The sequence below is a fragment of the Bacillus sp. DNRA2 genome (genome assembly GCF_012843265.1).
Taxonomy (GTDB): domain Bacteria; phylum Bacillota; class Bacilli; order Bacillales; family Cytobacillaceae; genus Bacillus_BU.
In genome coordinates, this window is record NZ_JABAIT010000011.1 from 32,657 (window position 1) to 53,374 (window position 20,718).

The 20,718-nt window shown below is 39.7% G+C and carries 23 protein-coding genes; 9 read left to right on the forward strand and 14 right to left on the reverse strand.

Going from position 1 to position 20,718, the window contains the following annotated elements; genetic code table 11:
• Window positions 1–124: 124 nt before the first annotated feature.
• Together mobB and HHO41_RS10985 are read right to left on the reverse strand one after the other, a co-directional pair.
• Window positions 125–673: a molybdopterin-guanine dinucleotide biosynthesis protein B gene (gene mobB, locus HHO41_RS10980; RefSeq protein WP_169098466.1), complete on the reverse strand. Its 549-nt coding sequence runs from the start codon at window positions 671–673 to the stop codon at window positions 125–127.
• Entirely contained in the window at window positions 661–1,926 is a 1,266-nt protein-coding gene (locus tag HHO41_RS10985) for a molybdopterin molybdotransferase MoeA (protein WP_169098468.1), read from the reverse strand. Before HHO41_RS10985 ends, mobB begins: the two co-directional genes overlap by 13 nt.
• Before the next feature lie 275 nt (window positions 1,927–2,201).
• On the opposite strand from HHO41_RS10985, the gene ric reads away from it, so the two are divergent.
• Window positions 2,202–2,903, forward strand: a complete 702-nt coding sequence (ric, locus tag HHO41_RS10990; RefSeq protein ID WP_169098470.1) for an iron-sulfur cluster repair di-iron protein — start codon at window positions 2,202–2,204, stop codon at window positions 2,901–2,903.
• Window positions 2,904–3,013: 110 nt separating this feature from the next.
• Here the strand turns inward: ric and moaA are convergent, their stop codons facing one another.
• Window positions 3,014–4,030, reverse strand: coding sequence for a GTP 3',8-cyclase MoaA (gene moaA / locus HHO41_RS10995; RefSeq protein ID WP_169098472.1), 1,017 nt, complete (start codon window positions 4,028–4,030; stop codon window positions 3,014–3,016).
• A gap of 319 nt (window positions 4,031–4,349) precedes the next feature.
• Here moaA and HHO41_RS11000 point away from each other — a divergent pair, with 319 nt between their 5' ends.
• A complete protein-coding gene (locus HHO41_RS11000) occupies window positions 4,350–5,048 on the forward strand; it encodes a Crp/Fnr family transcriptional regulator (RefSeq protein ID WP_169098474.1) in 699 nt (232 codons plus the stop codon).
• Between the two features lie 49 nt (window positions 5,049–5,097).
• On the opposite strand, the gene HHO41_RS11005 is transcribed toward HHO41_RS11000, so the two are convergent.
• The 6 genes from HHO41_RS11005 to HHO41_RS11030 all read right to left on the reverse strand — a co-directional run bounded on the left by HHO41_RS11005 (window position 5,098) and on the right by HHO41_RS11030 (window position 10,532).
• The gene (locus HHO41_RS11005) at window positions 5,098–6,237 is read right to left on the reverse strand and encodes a TIGR04053 family radical SAM/SPASM domain-containing protein (protein ID WP_169098476.1); all 1,140 of its coding nucleotides are present in this window, start codon (window positions 6,235–6,237) and stop codon (window positions 5,098–5,100) included.
• Window positions 6,238–6,385: 148 nt separating this feature from the next.
• Window positions 6,386–7,513, reverse strand: a complete 1,128-nt coding sequence (locus HHO41_RS11010; protein ID WP_169098478.1) for an ABC transporter permease — start codon at window positions 7,511–7,513, stop codon at window positions 6,386–6,388.
• Window positions 7,506–8,735 carry an ABC transporter permease gene (locus HHO41_RS11015; RefSeq protein ID WP_169098480.1) on the reverse strand — a complete coding sequence of 410 codons (1,230 nt, stop codon included), beginning with the start codon at window positions 8,733–8,735 and terminating at the stop codon, window positions 7,506–7,508. Before HHO41_RS11015 ends, HHO41_RS11010 begins: the two co-directional genes overlap by 8 nt.
• Before the next feature lie 11 nt (window positions 8,736–8,746).
• A complete protein-coding gene (locus tag HHO41_RS11020; RefSeq protein ID WP_169098654.1) occupies window positions 8,747–9,685 on the reverse strand; it encodes an ATP-binding cassette domain-containing protein in 939 nt (312 codons plus the stop codon).
• Window positions 9,686–9,879: 194 nt separating this feature from the next.
• On the reverse strand, window positions 9,880–10,218 hold the full coding sequence (locus tag HHO41_RS11025) for a DsrE family protein (protein WP_169098482.1): 339 nt from the start codon (window positions 10,216–10,218) through the stop codon (window positions 9,880–9,882).
• A 2-nt stretch (window positions 10,219–10,220) separates the two neighbouring features.
• The gene (locus HHO41_RS11030; RefSeq protein WP_169098484.1) at window positions 10,221–10,532 is read right to left on the reverse strand and encodes a metal-sulfur cluster assembly factor; all 312 of its coding nucleotides are present in this window, start codon (window positions 10,530–10,532) and stop codon (window positions 10,221–10,223) included.
• A gap of 187 nt (window positions 10,533–10,719) precedes the next feature.
• Between HHO41_RS11030 and HHO41_RS11035 the strand changes: the two genes are divergently transcribed.
• The 3 genes from HHO41_RS11035 (at window position 10,720) to HHO41_RS11045 (ending at window position 12,023) form a co-directional block, all read left to right on the forward strand.
• A complete protein-coding gene (locus tag HHO41_RS11035; protein WP_169098486.1) occupies window positions 10,720–11,538 on the forward strand; it encodes a Cof-type HAD-IIB family hydrolase in 819 nt (272 codons plus the stop codon).
• Window positions 11,539–11,683: 145 nt separating this feature from the next.
• Complete coding sequence (locus HHO41_RS11040) at window positions 11,684–11,836, forward strand: hypothetical protein (protein ID WP_169098488.1); 153 nt, start codon at window positions 11,684–11,686, stop codon at window positions 11,834–11,836.
• A 1-nt stretch (window position 11,837) separates the two neighbouring features.
• Window positions 11,838–12,023 carry a DUF3813 domain-containing protein gene (locus tag HHO41_RS11045; protein ID WP_169098490.1) on the forward strand — a complete coding sequence of 62 codons (186 nt, stop codon included), beginning with the start codon at window positions 11,838–11,840 and terminating at the stop codon, window positions 12,021–12,023.
• Between the two features lie 50 nt (window positions 12,024–12,073).
• On the opposite strand, the gene HHO41_RS11050 is transcribed toward HHO41_RS11045, so the two are convergent.
• On the reverse strand, window positions 12,074–12,916 hold the full coding sequence (locus HHO41_RS11050; RefSeq protein WP_169098492.1) for a YitT family protein: 843 nt from the start codon (window positions 12,914–12,916) through the stop codon (window positions 12,074–12,076).
• 103 nt (window positions 12,917–13,019) lie between these two features.
• Here HHO41_RS11050 and HHO41_RS11055 point away from each other — a divergent pair, with 103 nt between their 5' ends.
• Together HHO41_RS11055 and HHO41_RS11060 are read left to right on the forward strand one after the other, a co-directional pair.
• Complete coding sequence (locus HHO41_RS11055) at window positions 13,020–13,880, forward strand: DegV family protein (RefSeq protein WP_169098494.1); 861 nt, start codon at window positions 13,020–13,022, stop codon at window positions 13,878–13,880.
• Window positions 13,881–13,950: 70 nt separating this feature from the next.
• Entirely contained in the window at window positions 13,951–14,082 is a 132-nt protein-coding gene (locus HHO41_RS11060; RefSeq protein WP_169098496.1) for a DUF3941 domain-containing protein, read from the forward strand.
• A gap of 36 nt (window positions 14,083–14,118) precedes the next feature.
• Here HHO41_RS11060 and HHO41_RS11065 read toward each other — a convergent pair whose 3' ends face one another.
• The 3 genes from HHO41_RS11065 to HHO41_RS11075 form a co-directional block, all read right to left on the reverse strand.
• Window positions 14,119–14,997, reverse strand: a complete 879-nt coding sequence (locus tag HHO41_RS11065; protein WP_169098498.1) for a CvfB family protein — start codon at window positions 14,995–14,997, stop codon at window positions 14,119–14,121.
• A 102-nt stretch (window positions 14,998–15,099) separates the two neighbouring features.
• On the reverse strand, window positions 15,100–16,974 hold the full coding sequence (locus tag HHO41_RS11070; RefSeq protein ID WP_211171127.1) for a heavy metal translocating P-type ATPase: 1,875 nt from the start codon (window positions 16,972–16,974) through the stop codon (window positions 15,100–15,102).
• Window positions 16,975–16,989: 15 nt separating this feature from the next.
• Complete coding sequence (locus HHO41_RS11075) at window positions 16,990–17,211, reverse strand: heavy-metal-associated domain-containing protein (RefSeq protein ID WP_169098500.1); 222 nt, start codon at window positions 17,209–17,211, stop codon at window positions 16,990–16,992.
• Between the two features lie 177 nt (window positions 17,212–17,388).
• Here HHO41_RS11075 and HHO41_RS11080 point away from each other — a divergent pair, with 177 nt between their 5' ends.
• Complete coding sequence (locus tag HHO41_RS11080) at window positions 17,389–17,880, forward strand: YajQ family cyclic di-GMP-binding protein (protein ID WP_169098502.1); 492 nt, start codon at window positions 17,389–17,391, stop codon at window positions 17,878–17,880.
• A 42-nt stretch (window positions 17,881–17,922) separates the two neighbouring features.
• Here the strand turns inward: HHO41_RS11080 and HHO41_RS11085 are convergent, their stop codons facing one another.
• Window positions 17,923–19,383, reverse strand: a complete 1,461-nt coding sequence (locus HHO41_RS11085; protein WP_169098504.1) for an alpha-amylase family glycosyl hydrolase — start codon at window positions 19,381–19,383, stop codon at window positions 17,923–17,925.
• Between the two features lie 238 nt (window positions 19,384–19,621).
• On the opposite strand from HHO41_RS11085, the gene HHO41_RS11090 reads away from it, so the two are divergent.
• Window positions 19,622–20,587, forward strand: a complete 966-nt coding sequence (locus HHO41_RS11090; protein WP_169098506.1) for a nuclease-related domain-containing protein — start codon at window positions 19,622–19,624, stop codon at window positions 20,585–20,587.
• Window positions 20,588–20,718 lie beyond the last annotated feature (131 nt).

Sequence of the window (20,718 nt, forward strand, 5' to 3'; positions counted from 1 at the left end):
TCCTTTGTTTCTCTTACTACTTTAACTATAGGAGAATCCCTTCTATCCATAAGTGAACCTCGTCACAACCAAATGAAAAATGAAGGCAAGTATAGCACTTTGCCTTCATTTTGTAATATTTAAGTTATCTAGTTGTATTCTTCATTCCATAAAGAAATTCCTTTAACCACCAAAGCCCCGCTTTATCATCTATCTGGAAAACTGGAACGCCAAAAAGTGGGTCGGCACTTACCAATCCTTTATCCCAGCAATACACAACAACAATATTCGAAAGCTTTGTCAACAGCTCAATGTCCTGTGGTTTTCGAATCAACACCGCTTTCGGGTAGTTCTCCTCTTTGTGCCCTTCGATCAATATAAAATCTGGCTGAAGTGGAGCGATCAGTTGTATTTGTTCTGCTAGTGTCCAGCTTTGTTTCTCTGCTTGAAGAAGGATTCGACCATCCCCTTCTACAAGCGAAGCCATTGCACCTGATGCAAGATGCTGACTCGAATCTTTATTTTGCAACAAATCAGGCCTACCACCATGTCCATGATGCTTTAAGGTCACTACTCTCTCTGAGTATTCGCTAAGTAATGAGATTAATTTATTCAGTAGCGTCGTTTTCCCGCTATTTGAATAGCCTGCGAGCTGGAAAATGACCGGCTGCTTGACGCCATCTACCACGGCCATGCGCTCCCCGTTGTGTCCTCGAGTAATAATACTTCCACTTCAGTACCAGCTTCATAGCCCCTTGTTCCACCTGGTAAAATCATCAACGAATTCGCACCAGCCAGACTCATAACAATATTGGATTTATCCAAGCCGCTTGGTGCTGCAACTAGCCCGCCGTTTCTAACGGTGGTTGCACTGCGTACAAATCTTGTAAACGGGTTAGCTTTAGGGAAATCAACCTCTAATATCGCTGATTCTTTTCGCAGATGCGGTTTTTCCGAACAAAGCATTGTGCGAATAATTGGTCGTGCGAATAATTCGAAACCAACATAGCACGCAGACGGATTTCCTGACAACCCAAATAGTAGTTTCCCTTTGGACTGGGCAACTGTTGTCACACTTCCTGGACGCATTGCCACTTTATTAAATAAAACTTCAGCACCCATCTTTTCATAAATAGCCGGCATAAAATCAAAATCACCGACCGACACGCCTCCAGTAGTGATGAGCATATCAACCTTATCCAATGCCCCAATAACCGCATCGTAGCAGGTATCAAATTCGTCTGGAAGTTTACCAAAATAAACGACCTCAGCCCCAGCTCGATCAATTTGTGCCGAAATCATATACGAGTTACTGTTTCGGATTTTACCTGGCACAAGTTCTTCATCGACCTCAAGTAATTCAGTTCCTGTAGCGAACAAGCCAACAAGCGGTTTTTTAGCGACCGGCACCTTGGCGTAGCCAAATGTCGCTAACATTGCCTGAATTCCAGGGTTAATTAATGTACCTTTTTTAACGAGAACCTCACCTTTTTTGGCATCTTCTCCTGTAAAAGAAACATTGTCTCCTTTTTTATATGAGCGTTTGATGGACATAAATTTATCTCCATCTTTATCAATATCTTTGGCAAGTTCAAGCATCACAACGGCATCAGTACCTTCTGGCATTTGCGCACCTGTCATAATCCGAACAGCTTGAAATGGTCCAACTTCCTTCTTTGAAACCTGGCCAGCACCGATATGGTCAACAATTTCAAATTCGACTGGGAAATTAAGTGAAGCTTCCTTCGAGTCAATTGAGCGAATCGCAAAGCCATCGTATGGAGCGCGATCGAAATGAGGCACGTCACTTGTCGCCACAAGATCCTCCGCTAAATAACGGTTATGGCTTTCAAAAATTGAAACAAACTCTGTTTGTCCAGCTCGCTTATGGTTCATCACATGCTGCACTGCATCAGCGATTGGAATGGGTTTTCGTCTATCTAACATTGCGGTCAACTCCTCATTGTGTACACACTATTCCTTATGTATGAAATAATTCTTATTTTTCACTATACGTCATTACATTATAAGCATAATAAAAATGGATATAACATGCATTTTATCACAGATTTTTGTCTTTTTTTCCTTGTCATAATAATCGGCTGAAATTGGCAAGTTAGTAAAAACACCTTTTACGTGTGATTTATATCACCTAGCACCTTGGTCATTTTTTATATTCTAAAGAGGAAGATAAAACAAAGGGATATCAAGGAGGAAGATTCATGACAACTACAATGCCATTTAATGTTGATTCATTAGTGAGAGATATTGTTAACGAGGTTCCAAAGGCAGCCGACCTTTTTAAAAGTTATCGAATCGATTTCTGTTGTGGTGGAAACCGTCCAGTTCGTGAAGCAGCTGCAGAAAGAAATATTGATACAGATAAATTAATGGAAGAACTAACACAAGTGTATGAAAAGAATAGCGGTGAGCCGGTTGATATGGAAGTTTGGACCAGCACTGATTCCGAGACTTTAGTTAACCACATTATTGAAAAATACCACCGCCCATTAGAAGAAGAATTAACCATGCTTAGTCCTTATGTGACGAAGGTTGCAAAGGTTCACGGGGACTCTCATCCCGAATTACTAAGACTTCATGATTTATTTTTCTCATTAAAGAAGGAATTGCTTGAGCATACAGCTAAGGAAGAAGCAACAATATTCCCGACACTGTTAAAGTTGGATCAGGTTGAAGGCGCTGAGCGTGATGCGATGATCGCTGAACTGAAAGAGCTTGAAAAAGAGCATGATGCAGCTGGCGCGATTTTATTTGAATTACGCGATATCACTTCCGACTATGTTCCACCAATCGATGCTTGTGGCACATACCGCTTAGTATACAAGCGTTTAGAAATGCTTGAATCCGAAACATTTATGCACGTTCATCTTGAAAACAATATTCTATTCCCTAGATACTATTAAAGAATTGCCAATATTACCGAATTCAAAACAACCCTCACTCGTTGAGGGTTGTTTTGTCTTATGAAAATAAATAAGAAAAGCGGAAGCGACAGCCGCTTCCGCTTTTCTTATTATCCGCCGATATAGGACATTTCAATTTTCTTGCGTGCTTTTCTTGTTTCTTCAGTTCGCTCATCTGAATAACGATCCTGACGATGGTTCCAAATTTCTGTAATGCGTTTCTCAATCTCTTTATCAGATACGCCACTGCGCATAAAATCTTTTATATCATGGCCGTTCCCGTTGAAGAGACACGTGAAGATTTGTCCGTTAGCTGACAATCTTGCTCTCGTACAGGTTGAACAGAAGGATTCGGAAACAGAGGTGATAAAGCCGACATCAACATTTGTCCCTTTATAACGGTAACGCTTTGCTACTTCGCCATAATAGGCTGCCTCGACAGGTTCAAATTCAAAATGCTCTTTTAACATTTCATAAATTTCCTTTTTCGTGACAACATCATCCATTTTCCAACCATTTGTGCTTCCGACATCCATAAATTCAATATAACGAAGCTCGAGGCCATTCTCTTTACAGAATTTAGCCATTGGAATAATTTCCGAATCATTTAGTCCCTTTTTCACGACCATATTAATCTTGACGCCTAGACCCGCCTTTTGGGCTGATTCGATTCCCTTAAGGACAGGACCAACTCCAACATTACGACCATTGATTTGACCAAATAACTCATCACTTAAGCTGTCTAAGCTAATATTAACCCGTTTTAGACCTGCTGCCTTAAGCTTTTCGGCATACTTTGGCAGCATGACTCCATTAGTGGTAAGAGCTATGTCCTTCAGACCTTGAATATTAGACAACATTTGAACAAGAACTGGCAAATCCTTCCGCATCAGCGGTTCACCGCCTGTAAGTCGGATTTTCTCAACACCTAACCCGATAAATATACTGGCAAGCCGATGTATTTCTTCGTAGGAGAGCAATTCTGATCTTGGTAAAAAAGCAAAATCCGGTCCAAAAAGTTCAGCCGGCATACAATACTGGCATCGAAAATTACATCTATCGATAACTGATATGCGAATATCCCGAAGCGGACGATCTAACTGGTCTCTTACCTGTTGATTAGTCATATAGTTCAACTCCATATATATATAGAAGTCCTTATAAATATTGTAATAGTGAAAACGGTTCTTTGACTGTTAATTATCTCACAAAATTATCTTTTCGTACATACCACACAACGCTTATTCACAATTAAACTTCGACAAGTTCAGCAAAAACGTCATGTTTTCTTAGTTTTTGTCGTTTCTGTGAATTTTCCCAAAAATGATGGATGAATGGCTAATAATCGTTATTTCATTATCTTTCAATAACACCACATCGGTGTTAGAATTAGGAGAAATATCGATGATGTTATTTGGGAATGATATTAATTAAAGGGTGATGACAATGCCTGATACACTCAAAGCAACAAAACCAATAGAGATTAAGGAACTGCTACGATTTACCGATCGAATTATTCATACAAAAAAAGGGGCATACTTGTTTCAGGAAGGAACGACTGCGGAAGAACTTTATCTCGTTCTATCTGGAAAAGTCCAAATAAGCAAAATTACCGCTGATGGGCGCGAATTAGCATTACGAATTTGCAGTGCGAACGATTTATGTGGCGAATTAACCTTGTTCACTGATGCTCCTAAGTATTTACTTAGTGGACTTGTGATTGAAGAGGGTGAAGTCGCGGCAATCCGCAAAGATGTTCTCGAAAAAGAAATCTTTCAAAACCCTTCATTAGCATTTGAGTTCATGAAATGGATGAGTGACCACTTCCGCAAAACGCAAACAAAGTTCCGGGACCTCGTTTTAAATGGAAAAAGAGGAGCCTTATTTTCCACACTTATTCGTATGACCAATAGCTATGGAATAGAACAGCCTGATGGAATTCTTATTGATTTACCATTAACCAATCAGGAGCTTGCTAATTTCTGTGGCACATCACGCGAAAGCACTAACAGGATCTTAAATGAGCTAAAACGCGAAAAAGTTATCTCGATAAAAAAAGGCAAAATTTTCGTCCATAATCTCCAATATTTAAAGGATGAAATCGGCTGTGAAAATTGCCCAGCAGTTTATTGCAGCATCGAATAATTCACTAATGAAAGAGGCTGACTTTTTTTCAAGGTCAGCCCCTTTCTTTTCATTGTTGCACAGGTACAGTTTCTTCTTTTTTACGAAGCGCTTTCGGAACATAAACACAGAATGGTTCACTTTCTAAATAGTCGCCCGTCATTGCATAAGCACGAGAGCGTGAGCCACCACAAACGTGGCGGAACTCACAAACACCACATTTACCTTTATATTGATCAGGATCTCTTAACGCTTTTAATACTGGCGATTCGCGATAGATTTCTCCAAGTGTCTGTTCTCTAACATTACCAACCTTGATTGGTAATAATCCGCTCGGGTAAACATCACCAATATGTGAAATAAAGATAAACCCGTTTCCATCATTAACACCTTTTGGTGCACGTCCTAATCCGTCAATTGAACCCGTTAATCCTTGTTGAGTTAAAGCATCTAAATATTGGATTTCAGTTGGCTGTTCTTTCGCTTCGCGTTTCTTTTGTTGAATCACAACGCGGCGGTAGTGCTGACCTGCTGTCGTTTTAATATCAAACGGAACACGCTTGCTTAACTTATAAAGCCACGTAAATACCTGTTCGTGTTGGACCGGCGAAATCATATCAGAAGTTTGACCGCGCCCAGTTGGAACAAGAAAGAAAACACTCCATAATACGCAATCAAGTTCTTCTACTAGCTTAGCCATCTCTTCTAAATGATCGATGTTATAACGGGAAATAACCGTATTAATTTGAATTGGAATTTCCAATTCATGCAAATACTTAATTCGCTCCATTGTTAAGGCAAAGGACCCGTTTGTACCACGGAAATGATCGTGTATTTCTGCCGTTGGTCCATCCAAACTAAATGCCCAACGTGACAAGCCGACCTCTTTTGCTTTCTGGATTGCTTCCTTTGTCACATTTGGTGTTGCACTTGGTGTCATCGATACACGAACACCTTTATCTACTGCATATTTGGCAATATCAAATACATCCTCGCGTTCTAACGGGTCTCCACCAGTAAAAACAAGCATAGGATTATTTAATTCTTTTATTTGGTCGATTAATACTTTACCTTCTTCAAATGTTAGCTCTCTTGGATCACGTTTATATTGAGCCTCTGCACGACAATGCAGACAGTTTAGCTGACATGCTCTTGTTAATTCCCAAATGACGATAAATGGATCGCGATTAAAATCTCGATTAAACACCATTTTGATTCGCCTCCTATTTTCCAATTCAACCAGCTTGTAAATGTATTATAAGTCACTTCTGGTTTCATAAAAGTGAAGTTCGTCACAATGGTGAAGGGAAATTGTTATAAAGGCGAAAAACACGTCTTTTTTCTGTCACAACCTATAATCAATCATATTTTATTAGGCGTAAACCTATTGAGAAAAATACGATGCTAAACCCAAACAAAACTAGCGTATCTGTTATAAGTGTACCGGTATGAAGACTCCCGCTGATAATTTCTTCAAAACCTGCCATTGCCCAGCTTTGTGGAACAGCGAGTGAAATTTTCTTCATAAATTCTGGAACTAAATCAAGCGACCAATACACACCGCCAAGCATACAAGTACTGGTAATTACCACTGCACTTAATGCCATCGCTTGCTGTTTCGTTTTTACTAAACCGGCAATCATTAAGCCGAAGCCAACGACACATAAAATAACGAGCGATGCAAATGGAATTAAATATTCCAAATGACTCCATTTGATATCAAACATTAAATTCATTGCGAGCATCAACACGGCAAATTGAATCCAGCCCATCAAAAAATAGGAAACTAAATAGCCTACACTGATTTCAAGCTTCGTTGCCGGGGATATGAATAAACGCGCCCAGGTTCCCCCTAGCTTTTCGTCAAGAATCGTTGAAGCTGCTCCAGTCAAACCGAACATCATAAACATAATCGCAAAGCCTACAAACATTAAATTGACAGCATCTTTTGTCTCATCATTTTTCTGAAGAATTTTCTTCTCTACATTGATTTTTGCAGTGCTATTTATTGCTGATAACACCTTAGCAAAATCCTCACTTTTTATCTCACCTGTTACCTGATAAGTGCGGACCAGCAATTGGGCAGTGCCATTGATAAATGGTTCCAGCCCCATGTATTGTTCACTTTTTCGCTGAAGGATGGTATCAAATAACGCGTTTCGATCTGCTAATCGTTGTTTAAGGTTGGCAGGAATCACCACCGCCGCAATCGCTTCTTGTTCGAGCACATTATTCTTCGCTTTCGTTTCTGTCACCATCTCCCACTGGTATTGGTCATTTTGCTTTAGCAATTTAACCACTTCAGTCGAAACAACATCATCATTGGCAACAATATTTACTACTGGTTTTGCGGTTTCCGAGTTCATCGCCATTCCGCCAAAAATAAAACTAAAAACAACTGGCATAAGGATCATCAGTACCCAAGATGCGGGCGACTTAGCAAATTCCTTTAAATGGAGCATGAGAATTGCCAAAATTCTATGCATAACTGCCCCTCCTCTCGATTGAAAGGCGAATTAAGCCTAGTGTAAAAAATACGAGACCTAGGCCCAAACTTACTGACGCCTCTGGTAGGATCTCCAGAAAGGATGCACCAGACATTAAATCCAAATATGTTTGCAATGCTAGACCATTTGGCAACATTTTTCCGGCCCACACAGCCCAATCAGGGAAAATATATAACGGCGCCATACTTCCACCTAATGCCGCCATTATTTGTGTGCCAAGCATGGCCGCGACGCTGAAGGTTTTTTCTTTTTTAATAAAAGAGCCCACGAGCACACCAAGACCACAAGCACTGATAACGAAAGCAACCGTATTTGTAATGATTCCAAGCAATGAATCTCCCCATGCAACATCAAACAAGAGAGTTGTACCAAGAATGATGACAAAGGATTGAATTAAACTGATCACAATCAGCCCCAGCATTTTACCTGTTAAATAATTAGCAAAGCTTAGCTTGGATACTAGGAGACGCTTATAGACTTCCTGTTCCTTCTCTTGTATCATCGCAGAAACGCCATCTGTAACAGTAATCAATAAAAACATCACGCCCATGGCGGCTGCATAATATTGAAATGCCCCAACTGGATTGCTATCAGCTTTAACCGTTTTCTCTGCTATTAATTTTTCGTACTCCTCTTTATCAACTGCTTGCTGCTTGCCACTGCTTTTACTAGCTTGAAATTGTTCCAACGTCATTCCTGACTTTAGTGCTTGCTCCGTTGCTATTTTTGTTAGCTCTGCTTCAACTGCAACAGACTGGGTAAACTGCTCTAACACACTTTGAACAATTGTAGCTTTAATGCCAGGATTAGGGATGGATATTAATTTGATGTCAGCCTCTTTTCCTGCCAAAACCGTTTCTGAAAAATCGCTCGGGATGACGATGCCAACTTTAAGCTTGCGAGTTTCAATTTGTTCTTTGAGATCTTTCTCATCCAAATTTTTGACGCGAACTTGCTCGGATAATGCTTTTGCGAACACATCATCACTTAATACCTTTCCAAGTTCACCGACATCCTCGTTAACAATTCCAAGTGTAAATTTTTCAATCGTTACATTTCCCTCTTCCTCTTGAAAAACATTTCCGAATGCTGCACCTAAAATAGCAATAAGTAAGAGAGGCATTGCGATAAGTGTTAAAAAGGCTTTTTTATCACGACATGTAAGCAGTAAATCCTTTACTGCCAGCCAGAAAAAACTCATGATCCTCCCCCCTAATCTCTCAGACTGCGGCCAGTCAAATGCAAAAAGACGCTTTCAAGGTTGGGCTCAACAATATCAACCGAAGTGATCTTTGCACCTGTACCGGTAGCCACTTTGATAAAATCCGTTAACACTAATTGCGGCTCCTTATGAAACACAGTTAATTGATGGTCAAAAATACTAATATCCTTTTCAGCGAACAAAGGTGATAATTCCTGACGCATTTGATCTATGTTTGGCAGATCACCTTCATAGGTAAGGTTAATACGCGAACGGTCACCAATTGTTTCGCGTAGCTCCGGCATCGTCCCGCACGTAATCAGCTCGCCATGGTCAATAATTCCAATGCGTTGGCACAGGTACTCAACTTCCTCCATGTAATGGCTCGTATAAATGATCGTCATTCCCTGACTATTCAAGGTTTTAATTGTTTCTAAAATATGATTTCTTGACTGCGGATCAATTCCGACTGTTGGTTCATCCATGATGAGCAGTTCCGGCTTATGGAGAATTGCTGCACCAATGTTAACACGTCGCTTCATTCCACCCGAGAAAGTATTAACCTTGTCCTTCGCCCTCTCAGTTAGCCCAATAATTCCCAGAACTTCCTCAACACTATTATGTAATGCTTTCCCTGATAAACCGTACATCCTGCCCCAAAACTTTAAATTCTCCCTTGCCGTCATATCCTGATACAATGCGATGTCCTGTGGTACTACTCCAATCGATTTTTGTGCCTGCTTTGGGTTTTTCTTTACATCGATCTCGTTTAAGTAAATGCTTCCTGATGTTGGTGAAAATAAACCCGTAATCATATTGATGATTGTTGATTTTCCCGCTCCATTCGGACCTAATAATCCAAAGGCCTCACCCTTTTCAACTGAAAAGGAAACCTTTTTGACAGCTTGAAAATCTCCAAAGCTTTTCTGCAAATCACGAACAGTCAGTATACTCATCTTTTTCACCTCTCACCTAATTTCTTCTCTGTTATCTTTACCATACATAACTGCACCTTAGATTATTAAAAAGAATGTGAATATTTTAGCAATTTTTCAACATAAAGTGATTATACAATAAATGGAATTAATTTATGTTTTTTTCAATAAAAAAACTCCTACTTGGCAGGAGTTTTTTAAGTAAGCTATTAAGAAATCGTGATCACTTCGTGTGTAGCAGCGAGGTCAATAAATGTCGGCATGCCGCTAATTTTACCAGCAATAAGTTGCTCTTCAACTTGATAATAATCGACACAGGTTTTACAGGCGAGGATGTCAACACCCTTCGCCTCAAGCTCTTTAAGATGAACGGAGACTAATGATTGCTCAGTTAATGTCAGCACACCACTATTCATTAAAAAGATGGCAGTTGGCAAATCCTCACGTTGCTTTAAAAGCGTAAAAAATGTCTCCAAAATTCCTTCACCAAGCTCCTGATCTCCTTTTCCAAGCTGGTTAGAGCTAACTAGAATGACTTTATTGTTCATGATTAATCACGTACTCCTAGCGCAATTTTGGCATATCGTGACATTTTATCCTTGGTCCAAGGTGGATTAAAGACAATATTCACCTCAGTTTCTTTTACTTCTGAAATATCAGCTAAAGCCGTTTTCACTTGATCAACTATTACACCTGCAAGTGGACAGCCCATTGCCGTTAAGGTCATGGTCACTGTTGTTTTACCATTTTCGTCCATATCTACACCATATACCAGTCCGAGGTTTACGATATCAATTCCTAGTTCAGGGTCGATGACTAATTCTAATGCACCCATAATATTTTCTTTTAACGCTTCATCCATCTATATCACTCCTTCACAAATATCGAAAAGTTTTGGTCAATCTATTTGCATTTTCTTTTATAAAAAACATAAAATTAGTTTACCATGTTAGCAATATTTTCCCAAGCTTTACACATCGTTAACACTCAGGTGAACATCCTCGTTTAAACTTAAAGAGGTTAATACTAAAAATAGAGAAGGGGAATCTATGACGAATAAACACCTTATTGCATTAGACCTTGATGGGACGTTATTAACTGATGATAAACGAATATCAGATAAAACTAAGGCAGTCATCCATAGAGCACGTGAGCATGGGCACATTGTAATGATTGCGACAGGCAGGCCTTACCGCTCCAGTGAAATGTATTATCGTGAATTAAATTTAGATACACCTATTGTAAACTTTAATGGTGCATTTATTCATCATCCGCACAACGACCAATGGGGCATTTACCATTCCCCCCTTGATATGAGAGTTACGAAGGAAATCATCGAAGCACTTGACTCATACTCTTTTCATAATATTATCGCCGAAATCAGAGATGACGTTTATTTACATTATCATGATGAAAAATTAATCGAGATCTTTCAGCTTGGAAAACCAAATGTGACGAGTGGCGACTTATTGAAATTCCTTCCAGATGCCCCGACGAGCATGCTCATTCACACTAATGAGGAGCATTTGCCTAAAATTCGTGAGCACCTTTCAGAAGTTCATGCGGAAGTTGTCGACCATCGAAGTTGGACGGCCCCTTGGCATGTTATCGAAATCATTAAAAGCGGCTTAAATAAAGCAGTTGGTTTAAAACGTGCTTGCGATTATTACAACATTCCAAGAGAAAGAGTAATTGCCTTTGGTGATGAGGACAATGATCTAGAGATGCTTGATTTTGCTGGAAAAGGAATTGCAATGGGCAACGGCATCGATCATGTGAAAGCAATCGCTAATGACGTTACCCTGACAAATGAAGAGGATGGCGTCGCCGTTTATTTAAATGAGTATTTGAATCTTAACGCTCTATAGGTTAATTTTGACAATTACATGACAAACCAACTCTTACCTTTGTAAATCCCTTTGATACGGAGATACTATGAATGAAGCAAGAGAGTTACTTACTTACTTACTTTCTTTCTTGCTTTAAAATCAAGCTCAGTTGGAGGGATTGTAGATGGGTAAACGGAATAAATCTCGACGCTTTGTAACACAAGGTGCAACGACGGTCATGAAACATGATGAGCGCCTTCCTTATCATACGACCTATGCTGAGGCAGAGGCCCGTAAGATGTCCAATGATCACACTACAACTTTCGGGGGATTATAAGATGGGTAATCCACTATTCCAAGAAGCCCGAAAGTTTGTGAACTTGGCAAAGCAGGCGTCTGATGATGAAAAGCAACTGGCAATCGATCGAGCAAAAAATGCTTTAGTATCGGCCTATGCCAATTCGACCGTAGCCGAACAACATCAACTTAGCCAACTGCAAAGCGAGCTTGAGAATCTACATTAGGATGTAAGTCGGAACAAGGCTGATTTTATTAGGAAATCAGCCTTGTTCATTTAGTCCTTCCTGAAGAAGCCAAATATTCCGGTTGTTTGGATGATATTTGTGAATGCTCCGGGATCAACTTCCTTAATAATTCGTTCCAAATCATACAACTCGTACCTCGTTATTACCGTCATCAACATTTCCTTGGGCTCATTGGTAAAGCCCCCTTTAACATTGATTGAGGTAATCCCGCGTACCAATTTGGCATGAATCGCCTTCTTGAGTTCCTCCGGTTTTTTTGTAATGATCATGGCTGTTAATTTCACATGACGAGTATGGATGGCATCAATTACCCTAGTCGAGACATACAATGTAACAAGCGTATAAAGCGCCTTCTCCCAGCCGAACAATAACCCTGCTGATAATATGATGAAAGAATTTAACGCAAAAATGTAAGTGCCGACCGGTCGATCCTTCATTCTCGATAAAAGCATCGCAACAATATCCATTCCACCGGTTGACGCGCCCCATTTTAACGTAAAACCAACACCTACAGCAGAAATCACACTACCAAAAACGGCATTCAACAGAATGTCGTCAGATACTTCCTTAACTGGGACGATTCCTAGAAATAAAGACATTAATAACACACTAATAAAACTATAAATAGTAAACGACTTACCGACCTTCTTCCAGGCGATGATTGTTACCGGTATATTAAAAAGGAAATATAATACCCCTGTAGACAAAGTAAACGGTGTATAATCCGTAACAATCTTTGAGACTAATTGAGCTGCTCCACTAAATCCGCTCGAATATACATTGGCAGGAATCAAAAACAAATTTAAAGCCATTGCATTTAATACAGCTCCGATTAATACAGCAATGATTTTTCTTATTTCCGTTATGACCATTCTAAGACCCCCAACATTATAGTGAACACATAGTGAAAGATTGTATTTTTTTCAAGGAACCGATACACTTAAAATAAATATTTCGCAAAAGCAGGTGAAACAAATGGCATTAACAATTATCACGGATAGTGGAGCAGATTTACCATTAAGCTACTTTAAAGAAAATAATGTTATTCTACTATCATTAAAGGTCCAACTTGATGATAAGGAATATGATGATTTAATTGAAATCGAACCTAGTAAAATATATCAGGCCATTCGAGAAGGGAAAATTCCGAAAACAGCTCAAGTTCCACCAAATGTTTTTGAGGATCTATTTACGGAAATGGCAAAAAACAATCAAGATGGCGTGTATATCGCATTCTCTTCTGGGCTTTCCGGTACATACTCAACCGCCTCAATGATTCTTAATCAAGTGAAAGAAGATTATCCTGATTTTAAGCTAACCGTCATCGACTCAACTTGTGCGTCATTGGGACATGGTTTAGTCGTCATGGAGGCCGTCCGCCTGGTGAACGCAGGCGTCCCAAAAGAAGAACTTGTAAATCAAGTTGAATTCTTTAGCCATCATATGGAAAGTCTTGTCTCGGTCCACGATTTAGACTACTTAGCCCGTGGCGGTCGATTATCAAAGGCATCAGCATTTTTAGGTGGTCTTTTAAACATTAAACCTTTAATCCATATGGAAGAAGGCAAGCTTGTTCCAATTGAAAAGCTTCGTGGCAAGAAAAAAGTGTTAAGCCGCTTGATTGAATTAATGAAGGAGCGTGGCGACCAGCTCGAGACTCAAATTATCGGCATCAGCCATGCTGAAAGCGATGATACCCTTCAAGACATTAAAGCGATGATTGAAGATACATTTCATCCAAAACAGATTGTTGTCACCGACATAGGTTCAGCTATAGGAGCTCACACCGGTCCTGGAACGATCGCTATCTTCTTTTTAAATAAGATTCCATCTTAACGCCATTTACATACTCCTTTCTCATCTGACAAACAATAAACTGTAGTTATTTTTGAAAGGAGAATGGAAAATGCCGCGTACATCTGATAATGACAAAAAGGCCCAGGACAATAATGCATTGAGGCACGAAAAGAATATGATGCGCGAAAAAAATCGCAAAGCCGGAGAACGGTCGTATTCTAAAAAGACTGATCACCTATAAGAAAAGCGCAAGGCGCATAGAAAAAGAGGGCACTCCTTAATTGGAGTCGCCCTCTTCTTTCTTAATATAAGTCCAGCGGTCTTCCTGATAGACCTTGCCCTCTTTCATTAATTTCCCAAGCGCACGTTTAAAGGCGGCTTTGCTCATGTTGAAGCGTTCCGTAATATCCTCAGGTAAGCTCTTGTCACCATAAGGCATCGCCCCATTTCGTGTTAACAAGTACTGATAAATTTTATCAGCATCAACGTCTTGCACATCCTGCTTTCTTGCAAGCATAGACACATTGATCGTACCGTCCACTTTGACATCAATGACGCGCCCCTCGACTTTTTCACCAAGACGCGGCTCATTCGGGCGCTGTGATTCATGGATGAATCCCTTGTATCCTTCAGCCGTGAACAACCAGCTACCAACCTTCGCTGTTCGATATATATAGCCATGAACATTTTTGTTAAAATCTTTCTCAGTGGCTTCTACCGCTTTTTCCTCCATAATTGGATCGGTAGCAAGTTTCGCATAGAGGCGTTGGTTTTTGTTGACGCGAATCGTTACATACAATAAATCACCAACTGTTGGCCAGACTGCTTTATGCGCAGGTAAATCTTCTTCCCCAAGCAACAGTTCCTTTTGGGTACCAATATCTAAAAATACCCCTAAGCCAGGCTTTACATCCGCAACCTTCACCCACTCATATTTTCCAACAGTCACAAGTGGAATCGTATCAGTTGCGGCGATTCGCCCATGTGAATCTGTATAAAGAAACACATTGACCGCTTCATCAAGGCTGTAAGTTTTGCTTGCTTCATTTTTATGCATCAATACATCTTCTGTACCATCTGTTAAGAAATAGCCAAATTCTGATTCTCTCGTTACGGTTAGTTCGATGACATGACCTAAATTTTCTGCTAAAGGCATGCTTTTTTCCTCCATTTAATTTTAAATAATCCATTGTGAAATATGAACTTCTATATTTTACTACAATGGGAAAAATTAAACGAGGTCAGCGTCATGTTTTTTCTAGCTCTTCGTGATTGGAGATTGATTGTTAAATTTTATCAGGCGCATCGCATTTAAAATAACCAGCAATACGCTTGCCTCATGAATAAACATCCCTGATGCTAAATGAACGGAGCCAAATAATACTCCAATTAGTAAAAAGACTACAGTCGCCACAGCGAATAATGTATTTTGCTTCATATTTCGAATCGTTGCTTTCGATAGCGAGTAGGCATGAGAAAACTGCATCAATTTATCAGCCATTAGCACAACATCAGCAGTTTCCATTGAGATGTCCGTACCGCCTTTACCCATTGCTAAACCGATATCTGCTGTGGCAATCGCTGGCGCATCATTTATACCATCGCCTGCCATCGCCACGACATGACCGCTGTTTTTTAAGATTTTCACAAACTCAACTTTATTTTCAGGTAGTAACTCAGCATGAAATTCGTCCAAACCTAATTGCGTTGCGACTAACTGAGCGGTGTGCCGATTATCACCTGTCAGCATCACCATTTTCTTTATCCCGTTCTTTTTCATTTCAGTCAGCGCTTTGCGGGCATCATCTCGAATTTGATCAGCAATCGAAATAATTCCACCGATTTGTCCATCAATAGCTGCAAAGATTGCAGTATTACCTGTTTTTTCACGTGATAGTGCATAATCAGTGATATTTTTGGAAAGAGTGATGTTTTCACTGTCCATAAAATTGCGGTTGCCGATGATTAAGCTGTTACCCCCAACCTTTGCTCTGATACCGTTACCTTTAATGATTTCACCATCGGCAATGTCCCTCGTTAGCTCTAGATTACGAGCTTTTGCCTCTTTCACAATCGTTTGCCCTAAATGGTGCTCCGAAATGGTTTCGGCCTGAGCGACCAATTTTAACAGTTCATTTTCGGTAAATATACCAAAGGTTTTAATATCAGTGACCTCCGGTTTCCCTTTCGTTAACGTACCTGTTTTATCAAAGACAACAGTGTCCACCTTCGCAAACTTATCCATGACCTCACCACCTTTAACAAGCACACCATTTTTGGCGCCATTACCAATTCCAGCCACATTTGAAACTGGAGCGCCAATAACCAATGCTCCAGGGCAGGCGATGACAAGAAAGGTGATCGCTATATGGAGGTCTCTGGTTAAAACAAGAACCACTAATGCCAAGATTACTACAGTAGGTGTGTAGTAGTTAGAAAATTTATTTAAGTATTTTTCCGTTTTTGATTTTGATTCCTGGGCCTCTTCCACTAATTCAATAATTCTTGCAAATGTTGTATTGTCACCCACCTTTTCGGCGATTACTTCAATATAGCCATTATCCACAATCGTGCCACAAAAGACTTTATCACTGATTTTTTTCTGTGCAGGTACAGATTCACCTGTAACTGCTGCCTCATTTAAAGTAGCCTGCCCGGAGGTGATTCGACCATCAACAGGAACCTTCCCTCCAGCATAAATAATTACTTGGTCACCAATTTCAACCTCATCAACTGGGATTGTAACACTCATATGATTGCGAAGCACAACCGCTTCCTCGGGCGCCATCTCGAGCAGGGCTTTTAATGCTGAACGTGTTTTCGCTAAAGTACGAGCTTCTAAATAATCACCAAACAAGAACAAAAACGTTACAACTGCCGATTCAGTATATTCCTGAATGATTAACGCCCCAATCACTGCAATCGTGACCAATAACTCAATGCTGAAGGTTTTCATCCTTAGCGATTGAATTGCTTTATAAGCAATAGGAATTCCTGCAAGAATGGTTGTCAGGATAAAGGCAATTTGTTGTAGTTTCTCTTGACCGATAGCTCCCACCGTAAAACCGCTTACGATTAAACCAAGTGCAATGACGGTCACATAATTTTTATTCTTTTTAATAAAATGATTCATGATTTCATCCTCTCGTTAAGAAACTTTAGTTAATAACACCTCGTAACCAAGCTTTTTAATGGTTTCTTCAAGTACCGTCGCGTTTACTAGTGTTGCATCGAATTCCGTTTTGACCTTACTTGAATTGAACATCACCTTGACTGAGGCCACTCCGTCAATTTTCTGAAGGGAAGATTCTATTTTTTTTATACAAGATGGACATGTTAATTCCTCTAATTGAAAACTCGCTAATGACATGATCCAGTTCCTCCTTTAATGGTTTATAGCTAGATTTTATAATGATCATTATGAAAAATAATTGACATGAGTCAAGTTCGCAATAAATGTTTATTAGGAAGCAATCGTTTTTATTTTGCTGAATTTTTACTATAATGGAACTATAAGTGAATAAAGTAAAAATTTTCGGAGGTAGCTATGGCAAAGGATAGTTCATTTGATATTGTTTCACAGGTTGATTTTTCTGAAGTTACCAATGCTATTAACTTAACAATGAAAGAAATCGGAACACGTTACGATTTTAAAGGAAGCAAAAGCGAGGTAAAGCTAGATAAGGAAGAGCTCGTGCTCATTTCTGATGATGAATATAAGCTTGGCCAATTGAAAGACGTTCTGTTCAGCAAATTATTCAAGCGCGGTGTACCGATTAAAAACCTTGATTATGGCAAAATTGAAGGGGCATCCGGTGGCACTGTTCGCCAACGTGCCAAATTAGTTCAGGGAATTGATAAAGAAAACGCAAAGAAAATTAATACAATTATTAAAAACAGTGGTGTCAAAGTGAAGAGCCAAATTCAAGACGACCAAGTTCGTGTAACTGGAAAAAGCCGGGATGATCTCCAAAAAATCATCACTGCCGTGCGTGAGGCTGACCTAACTGTAGACGTGCAGTTTGTGAATTACCGCTAAAATACAACAGGACTGGAATTTTGATTCCAGTCCTGCTTTTCATTATTCTGTTGCTTTTCGTTTTCTACGTTTTAATAACATAATAATAAACACCGTAAACAGCAAATAAACGATTCCCATTACGACAATGTATGGAATGTTTAAGCCGCTTTTTTCTGTGACCATATATATTTCAGCTTCATCACGGTCGACAATCAGCTTATACTTGCCATCCTTCGCCTTCGCTTGATCGTCCATGAGCAACCCTTGCAACTGCATATCCTCGGCAATTTTATCAGCCTCAATCGTGATGTTTTGTGTTTTCGATGTATTGTTGATGGCAATCACAGCAATTTCGCCTTCATATTCCCGCTTGTACACAATCATGCCACCCTCAGCATATAACGGTTCAAATGTCCCCTTCGTCAATGCAGGGATTTTATTCCGCAACTCACCCAGCTTCGTAATATAGTCAACAAGATCCTGGTCAGTCCTGAAATCCATTTGCTTATGATCGCTTGCATTCCCTTCAAGCGCAATTTCACTACCATAATAAACTACCGGAACGCCCGGGGCGGTATAAAGGCACGTTAGCGCCAGTTTCCAGCGTGAGCCAGGATGGAGGTTGTTAACGACTGCCTCATGGGTAAAGCGGTTCATCCGCAAATTGTCCATGAAATTGGCCACAACTTTTTGCGATGAAATTTGTTGATTTTTTTCTAAAATCGGAATCATATCTGCCAGTGGGGCGTCCGGCTTTGCAAAGCCTTTACGCAGCACTTGATTTCCTTGATAATCAGCGATTCCATCTATTTCTGTTTCTTCCCCGTCTAACGCTGTGTTATCACTGAGCAAGAACACACTTGGATTACTCTGTTTGATTTCTTTTGAAAAATTGTTCCAAAATTCCGTTGTATTTGGCTGACTTTGATCAAGCACATAGCCGTCAATATCAGTTTCTGCTATCCACCAATCGCCAACCTCAACAAGATAATCTTGAACGTCGCTATTGCCAAGATTAAGCAGTGGCTGTCCTGATTGATTAGAAGTGAACCAATCCTTTTTGTCAGCTTCCTTTAGAAAAGGATGATCAGTACCCGCTGTGTTTGGTGCGAATTCAATCATAACCTTTAAATCGCGTTTATGCGCTTCCTTCACAAGACTCTTAAACTGCTTAAGCGTCCCAAAATGCTCTTCAGTTTTTTTAAAATTGTTCACCCAATAGCCTTGATAGCCTTTTTCCTGATTAGCAAAAATCGGAGACAAGGCAATCGTCGTAAAGCCCATTTTCTTAATGTAATCAAGCTGCAATTCTACCCCTTTAAAATCGCCGCCATGATAGGCTGTTGGATCACTCGAGTCCACCGTAAAATCATTAGTCGTATCACCATTATTGAAGCGATCAATCATGATGTAATAAATTGATTCATTCTCCCAGTTATCTTCTTTGTTTTCAGCAGCTACTGCCGTTCCAGATAAAAGAAGAAACATGGTCAGTATGAAAGTAAACATCCCTTTATTCAAGCTTCCGCTCCCCCTTGAAATGAGATGATTCGCAAGTATTCGCTAAATCTTCTCACAATTTTACATATGACTCTAGATTAGCTTGTTAAGAGGATAAGGTCAAACAAGAAAGATTATGTAATATTTTTGAAAAATAAAAAGGGAAAGAGGTCGAATTGAGTTTGATAGCGAATCATTATGTTTATGGCGAAGTTTTGTAATTTTTTTATTAGATTATTATAAGTAAGGAGAATCGACAATGTATATGAACAAACGAAAACGATCGCGGAAACTCGAATTGCTCGAGGCAGTCCTTTGCCGAATTCGAAGCAATCATCCAAAGATTCCTGTTATTCAAGAGCAGCTGAGGCGTGAAAAATCAGGACACCAAGGTGAATTAACTCTAGATTCTTTTCTTCATTACCTTCCCTATCAAGATTACTACATCATCAAAGGACTGCGCTTAGCCAACGAGCGTCACACCCACTTCCAAATTGATACCTTGCTCCTAACTCCAACACATATTCCAATTATTGAAGCCAAAAATCTAGCCGGTACCATCGAAGTTGATGAAAACCGTGCTCAAATGATTCAAAACGGTGAAATCGGCTACGAAAATCCGATGCTCCAGGCACAATTTCAGCTTGGTGAATTACACAGATGGCTTGCGAGTTTCGGATTTCCGATTGCATCGTTCGAATATTTGGTAGCGTTGACGAATCAAAATTGTATCATTAAAACCACACCTGGCTCCGAAGCAGAGTTTCGAGTATGCCGTGGCCGCAGTGTCATTCCTCGCCTGAATCAATTTTCGGCAAAATATCAACACGTTATTTATTCACATACCGACCTTCAATACATAAGCCAAGTGTTGTTAAAGCATCATGTTGAACCTACATACAATATCGAAAAAATGTATAAAATAAAGTGCTCTGAAGTATTCTGCGGGGTGCATTGTCCGCTCTGCGGCCAGCTCGGTATGAAATATCACGGGGGCTCATGGCACTGCATGAGATGTGAGTGTAAATCTAAAGATGCACATCTTAAAGCGTTAAAAGACTATTACCTGATTTTTGGTCCAGAGATCACAAATCAGCAGTTTCGTGAATTTTTGGGATTAGAATCTATTTATGTAGCTTCAAAAATGTTGAAGAAGTTGGGGCTACCACACACTGATGCAAAGAAAAATAGAGTTTATCAACTTCCTTTTGAGATTAAAAAGTAAGGTGCGAACAAGCTTATTTGCCATTTTTTAAATTTATTTGCCAAATTGTAGATTTATTTGCCAATTTTAATTTTTATTTGCCAAAATAAAGATTTATTTGCCAAAACCGATTTTCAGCACTCATACCCAAA

Excerpts from the sequence above, each read along its gene's own strand:
- HHO41_RS11065 (WP_169098498.1), bottom strand. The coding sequence starts at position 14,997 with ATGCCTTTAGCAGAAAATTTAGGTCATGTCATCGAACTAACCGTAACG.
- HHO41_RS11010 (WP_169098478.1), bottom strand. The coding sequence starts at position 7,513 with ATGCATAGAATTTTGGCAATTCTCATGCTCCATTTAAAGGAATTTGCT.
- HHO41_RS11005 (WP_169098476.1), bottom strand. The coding sequence starts at position 6,237 with ATGGTGTTTAATCGAGATTTTAATCGCGATCCATTTATCGTCATTTGG.
- HHO41_RS10985 (WP_169098468.1), bottom strand. The coding sequence starts at position 1,926 with ATGTTAGATAGACGAAAACCCATTCCAATCGCTGATGCAGTGCAGCAT.
- HHO41_RS11045 (WP_169098490.1), top strand. The coding sequence starts at position 11,838 with ATGGGTAATCCACTATTCCAAGAAGCCCGAAAGTTTGTGAACTTGGCA.
- HHO41_RS11060 (WP_169098496.1), top strand. The coding sequence starts at position 13,951 with ATGCCGCGTACATCTGATAATGACAAAAAGGCCCAGGACAATAATGCA.
- HHO41_RS11090 (WP_169098506.1), top strand. The coding sequence starts at position 19,622 with ATGTATATGAACAAACGAAAACGATCGCGGAAACTCGAATTGCTCGAG.
- HHO41_RS11030 (WP_169098484.1), bottom strand. The coding sequence starts at position 10,532 with ATGGATGAAGCGTTAAAAGAAAATATTATGGGTGCATTAGAATTAGTC.
- ric (WP_169098470.1), top strand. The coding sequence starts at position 2,202 with ATGACAACTACAATGCCATTTAATGTTGATTCATTAGTGAGAGATATT.
- HHO41_RS11000 (WP_169098474.1), top strand. The coding sequence starts at position 4,350 with ATGCCTGATACACTCAAAGCAACAAAACCAATAGAGATTAAGGAACTG.
- HHO41_RS11080 (WP_169098502.1), top strand. The coding sequence starts at position 17,389 with ATGGCAAAGGATAGTTCATTTGATATTGTTTCACAGGTTGATTTTTCT.
- HHO41_RS11050 (WP_169098492.1), bottom strand. The coding sequence starts at position 12,916 with ATGGTCATAACGGAAATAAGAAAAATCATTGCTGTATTAATCGGAGCT.
- mobB (WP_169098466.1), bottom strand. The coding sequence starts at position 673 with ATGGCCGTGGTAGATGGCGTCAAGCAGCCGGTCATTTTCCAGCTCGCA.
- HHO41_RS11075 (WP_169098500.1), bottom strand. The coding sequence starts at position 17,211 with ATGTCATTAGCGAGTTTTCAATTAGAGGAATTAACATGTCCATCTTGT.
- HHO41_RS11025 (WP_169098482.1), bottom strand. The coding sequence starts at position 10,218 with ATGAACAATAAAGTCATTCTAGTTAGCTCTAACCAGCTTGGAAAAGGA.
- HHO41_RS11015 (WP_169098480.1), bottom strand. The coding sequence starts at position 8,735 with ATGAGTTTTTTCTGGCTGGCAGTAAAGGATTTACTGCTTACATGTCGT.
- HHO41_RS11040 (WP_169098488.1), top strand. The coding sequence starts at position 11,684 with ATGGGTAAACGGAATAAATCTCGACGCTTTGTAACACAAGGTGCAACG.
- HHO41_RS11035 (WP_169098486.1), top strand. The coding sequence starts at position 10,720 with ATGACGAATAAACACCTTATTGCATTAGACCTTGATGGGACGTTATTA.
- HHO41_RS11055 (WP_169098494.1), top strand. The coding sequence starts at position 13,020 with ATGGCATTAACAATTATCACGGATAGTGGAGCAGATTTACCATTAAGC.
- HHO41_RS11070 (WP_211171127.1), bottom strand. The coding sequence starts at position 16,974 with ATGAATCATTTTATTAAAAAGAATAAAAATTATGTGACCGTCATTGCA.
- moaA (WP_169098472.1), bottom strand. The coding sequence starts at position 4,030 with ATGACTAATCAACAGGTAAGAGACCAGTTAGATCGTCCGCTTCGGGAT.